The 4997-nt window shown below is 39.3% G+C and carries 4 protein-coding genes; all 4 read right to left on the reverse strand.

The genetic code is table 11. The features are described from left to right. On the reverse strand, window positions 1-1177 hold a 1177-nt coding region (gtfA, locus tag QZ359_RS03940), incomplete at its 3' end, for an accessory Sec system glycosyltransferase GtfA (RefSeq protein WP_293960690.1). A 12-nt stretch (window positions 1178-1189) separates the two neighbouring features. Further along, window positions 1190-3562 carry an accessory Sec system translocase SecA2 gene (gene secA2, locus QZ359_RS03945; protein WP_293960693.1) on the reverse strand — a complete coding sequence of 791 codons (2373 nt, stop codon included), beginning with the start codon at window positions 3560-3562 and terminating at the stop codon, window positions 1190-1192. After that, window positions 3555-3995, reverse strand: coding sequence for an accessory Sec system protein Asp3 (gene asp3, locus QZ359_RS03950; RefSeq protein WP_261029765.1), 441 nt, complete (start codon window positions 3993-3995; stop codon window positions 3555-3557). Before asp3 ends, secA2 begins: the two co-directional genes overlap by 8 nt. Further along, window positions 3992-4997 (reverse strand): accessory Sec system protein Asp2 (asp2, locus tag QZ359_RS03955; protein WP_293960697.1); only part of this gene is annotated, 1006 nt, incomplete at its 5' end. The genes asp2 and asp3, both read right to left, overlap by 4 nt.

Below are 4997 nucleotides of genomic sequence, written 5' to 3' on the forward strand. Positions count from 1 at the left end.
GGCTATAAATCTGCGAAAGTTCCGCATGTCCCTTGAGTTGGATATAATCCTCAGCCTGATGAGTTGCAATAATGTCTCTAAGCAGAGAATCCTCTCCACCGCTACCATAGATATCAAAGGTTAATTCAGGGATTTCCTTACGAGCTTCAATGACCGCCTTGACCAACCAGTCAATGTGTTTTTCTTTGGCAAGACGTGAAGCCGTAATCAATGAAAATGGCTTACGTCCCTGACTTGACTCAGTTAAAGCATCGATGCTGCCTACAGGAATAGTAACAATCTTTGGACGATGCTGAGTATATTTGGCAAATTGCTCTTGCAGAACTTCTCTCTGCTTATCAGTTGATACGATAAAGAAGTCAACCTTATCTGCATTTGTAAACTGATAGTCATAATAGTTATTCCAAAGGATATAGTCCTCGTTTGTAGCATTTTCACTATAATGCTCCGCATGAACAACTACCGCTAAATGCGCTGCTTGTGCTTCCTCAAAAACAACCTGTCCAATGCCTGTCTCCCTATCGAGAATGACCAAATCAGACTTGTTCAAATTCAAGGATTTCATAAAGGCACGCATAAAGGCTTGTTTCCCATATAAAATCTTATCCTTAAAACGATAAACTTCTTCCTTCCCTTGATTCATCAAGATATCATAGGCCGGAGTCCCGTCTTCATTGTAAAAAGTCCTTTGGTATAGGACTGCAGCATTGTCCTTGGGAGCAAAATATTCGCTACAATAACGCGTATAAGAAAAGTAATCTTTACGAATCAGTTTTCCTTTAAAGACATACTCGGCATGTTGAACCAAGTCCTTGTCCTCATCAACCAAATAACAGGTTACAAACTTATCTTGGTCAGAAAAGAAGACACGCAAGACCTTACCATTCTTTTCTCTACGACTTTCCACACCGCCAAAAATAGCCAGGACATCATCCACTGTCACGCTAGTAGGTGCAATCTTGATGTCTGTAAAATGATTATAAAGCCAGATCACTTGATCATCATCAAAACCAATATTGGCTGTTAAGTGCTGAATGTTATCGGCTAAAATCATATCTGTAAAGATAAACTTAGAGGACAGATTTAATTTCCGAAAAACACCAGCACGATAGGCTTGTGCGTATTCAACACCGCTACTAGCCCAGCCAAGTCCTAAATTTATATTGTAAATTGTCATATTTTCCTCTTTTTATGGGAAATGAGTCATAATCTCACCCTTGGGAGTGACTTCAACCAAGCCCATCAGGAGATTACGCACCATATCCGCACGGATTTGTTCTTTCATAGCTTCAAAGCCAGCATAAGCTTCTTGATAATACTCTACGATTGGATTTTTCTGACTAGCAGACTGACCACCGATAGCCATAGATAACTGTTGTAGATAGTCTACCTGCTCTACCCAGTTGTCATCAATAGCCTTGAGCATAGAAAGTCGTAAAAACTGTTCATATAAGCCATGTTGGTCAAGCAATTCTTTCTTTGCAGAAAGTTCTTTATCAATCACCTGCTTCATAAAGCTACGAACTGCAGTCTTGTCAGTCACATCTATATGATCTGGAACTTCTTTAATATGAAAACTAATATTGGTCACAATGAAGTGGAAGAGTAGCTCTCGGCTTTCATAGTCTGAAGAAGTCACTTGATCTATGTAGCTAGCAATGATTTCATCAACAACATCTTCTAAGTCGCGAGAGCCATCTATTAGACGATTACGCTCCTTGTAAATCAAATCTCGTTGAATATTCATACTCTCAGCATATTCTAGAGTCTGACGACGTGCCGAACGTCCAGCACTATCACTGGCATGCTGAGCTCTTTCAACTAATTTCCGATACTTACGGCCCTTAAGAACCTCTGGTTGTGTCATATCTTTAACTTGGTAATCTTTGTACTTTTTATGCACCCAAGAAGGACCAAATTTCTTAATAACATCGTCCTCCAAGGATACAAAAAACTTACTCATCCCAGGATCTCCCTGACGACCAGAACGACCACGGATTTGTAAGTCAATTCGTTGACTTTCCATCCGCTCCGTTCCAATCACTATCAAGCCACCAAGCTCTGCAACTCCCTCACCGAGTTTAATATCCGTACCGCGTCCTGCCATTGAAGTTGCTACTGTTACAGCCCCCATCTGACCTGATTCTGAGATGATTTGGGCCTCACGTGCAGCATTATTAGCATTGAGAACATTATGTGCAATCCCTTCACGGAGCAAGAGTGATGAATAAAGATGAGACATTTCAACTGAGCCTACAAAAACGAGTAAGGGATTTCCCTTAGCATGGTATTCTTTAATACACTCCAAAGAAGCATACACTTTTTCAGGTAAAGTTACATATAAATTATCTGGATAGTCAATCCGTTGTCTAGGACGATTGGTTGGGATGCGTACTACCGACATATTATAAGTTTCCAAAAGCTCTTTTTCAGCAACTTTACCTGTACCCGTCATTCCAGATACTTTATTAAACATCTTGAAAAGGCTTTGATAAGTAATAGAAGCCATAGCACGTGTTTCAGGAGAAAGCTTGACATGCTCCTTTGCTTCAATAGCCTGATGGAGCCCCCCCTGCAGTTTTGTCATCTCCATTAGACGCCCTGTCCCCTTATCCACCAGTACCATTTCATTTCCACGAATGATATAGTCCTTGTCTTTTGTAAAAAGTTTATGTGCTCGAATCCCATAGACTAAATGGCGAGCAAAAACCGAATGTTCTTCCTTGTAAAAATGATCTATTCCTAAGAAGCTTTCAGCAGCCTTAGCCCCTTTGGTAGTGAGCCAGACCTCATCCTTTTCCTCCTTAAAAATATAGTCCTCCCCTTCTACCAAAGTCGTTACCAGCGTATCAATAATACCATAGTGATTAGACTGAACCCGAGGGGCTCCTGCAATGATAAGGGGGGTCTGAGCGCTATCCAGTAGAATATCATCAATCTCGTCAATAATGACATAGTCAAAAGGACGTAAAAATTTTCCCTTTTCATTGGAAGCAAGATTGTCACCCAAATAATCAAACCCTAAAGCTCCATTAGTCGTATAAATGATATCAGATTCATAAATCTTTTTCTTCTCTTCCACGCTTAACTCATCTTTAGGATCATCTGTTAAAGGGACCCCAATTGTCAATCCTAAGAAACGGTAAACTTGTCCCATCTCCTCAGCATCACGTTTAGCTAGATACTCATTAGTGGTAATCAGCATGGTGCCTTTACCTGTCAGTGCATTGAGATAAACTGGCATAGTAGCTGTCAAGGTTTTTCCCTCACCAGTATTCATCTCAGCAACATTTCCTTGATGGATAACAATTCCTCCCATAACTTGAACGTCATAGGGGAACATTCCCAATACTCGTCTGTCTGCTTCACGAACAACAGCAAAAGCTTCTACCAACAGGTCATCGAGAGTGGCCCCCTCAGCAAGACGTTGGCGAAATTCCACTGTTTTTGTCGCTAATTCGTTTTCTGATAAAGACTCCATCTCCCCTTTAAGGGCATTAATCTTTCTTAAAATTCTTTTAACTTTCCGAAGTTGAAAATCTTGATAAAAAACTTTAAACACGATTTAACTCCTTAATAGAAAAAGAATAGAAATCTAAGGATTCAAAACCAGCACTTAGAAGGGAGACTTGATAGGTATAGGTATCATCAGGATAGGTAAAATCAAAGACCTTCACTTTTTCAATTTTTTCTTCAATCACATCCCCATATCTATCAAAAAAGGAAATCTTTGTATAGACTCCATTTGTAGGATGGCATTCAAAATCCATACATAATTGATAATCCTGTTTTCTTTTAAGTAAAGGAAGATTGGGCTGAGTTCTAAATGCTTGATAGTTCACACTGGAAAACCAAGTTTTGAGAATCTCTCCAGATGGCAATAGGGAATTATATAATCTAACGCTTTTATCGTGGGAAAACGATACAGTTGACCCATATCTATACGTTCCTCCTACTTCACCCCAATTAATTTCTTGTCTTTGTTTAATAATCATTGACTTCCTCTTCCAAAATCTGATTCCAAAATCATGCGATAAAAATGTAGAAACCAAGCCACATTAGTATTTGTATCATCATTATGTCGTCCATCTGTACCTTTAGATAAAATTTTAGCCCCGGTATAACAAAGATGTTCTACTAACTGATTGTAGGCTTTATTGTCCATATCTTCATCCTTCATATAGGAAAGACCAAAAGTTGTCTGGGTGAAATCAGCCTTTTTAAAAGCATTCCAAAAAATTTGATCCAAATCTTCCATATGTTGGGAACTAACTCCACCCGTCTGATGTCTCAGAACATCAAAAGCGCTATGAAATACACCTGGCGCCTCTAAACGCCCTCTCCTTGCAATAGTCCCAATATTAGCTAATGGCTTCCCGACTATAACTGCACGAGGTTCAAAAGTGGCTCCGTAATAGAGCGATGGAAAAGTCCCCATTGATAAACCTGATAAAATCAAATCTTTAGATGGCAAACCAAGATAATCCAAATAATATTGGATGGTTTCCTTAATCTTATTCTCTAATTCTTGACTTCCAAGGTAAAAGGCTCCACCCTCAAGACGAGGATCTGAGAATAAAAGAAAAGGACATCCTAAATTTTTCATCATCCAATATCCCTCGAATCCCTCGGCAGGACGAAAACCTGAAAAATAAACAGCTAAAGGCGGCTTGAAATCACCTGGATGGAAGAAGTAATTAATTTCATCGCGCTTTCTATCATGTAAAATATTTCCACCAAGGACAAACTTCCCGAATTGTTTGCGACTCCAACGCTGGTGAAGATTTCCTAGTTGAAGTTTCCCTTTACCACGTGCTTCAATGGATACCGTTATATAAAAATTTATCTCTTTACTATTCACAATAATAGCTTTCTGAAGATTGTCTTCACTATAAATTTCCTCTTCAAAAAAGTCATCAACTCCTCCTGCCCAAATTTTACGGATGACAAATCGTATCTCACAATCGCCTTGTTTTTCATACTCTAACCATAACTCT

Origin of the sequence: Streptococcus sp., from assembly GCF_019414905.1 — a bacterium.
Lineage (GTDB): Bacteria > Bacillota > Bacilli > Lactobacillales > Streptococcaceae > Streptococcus.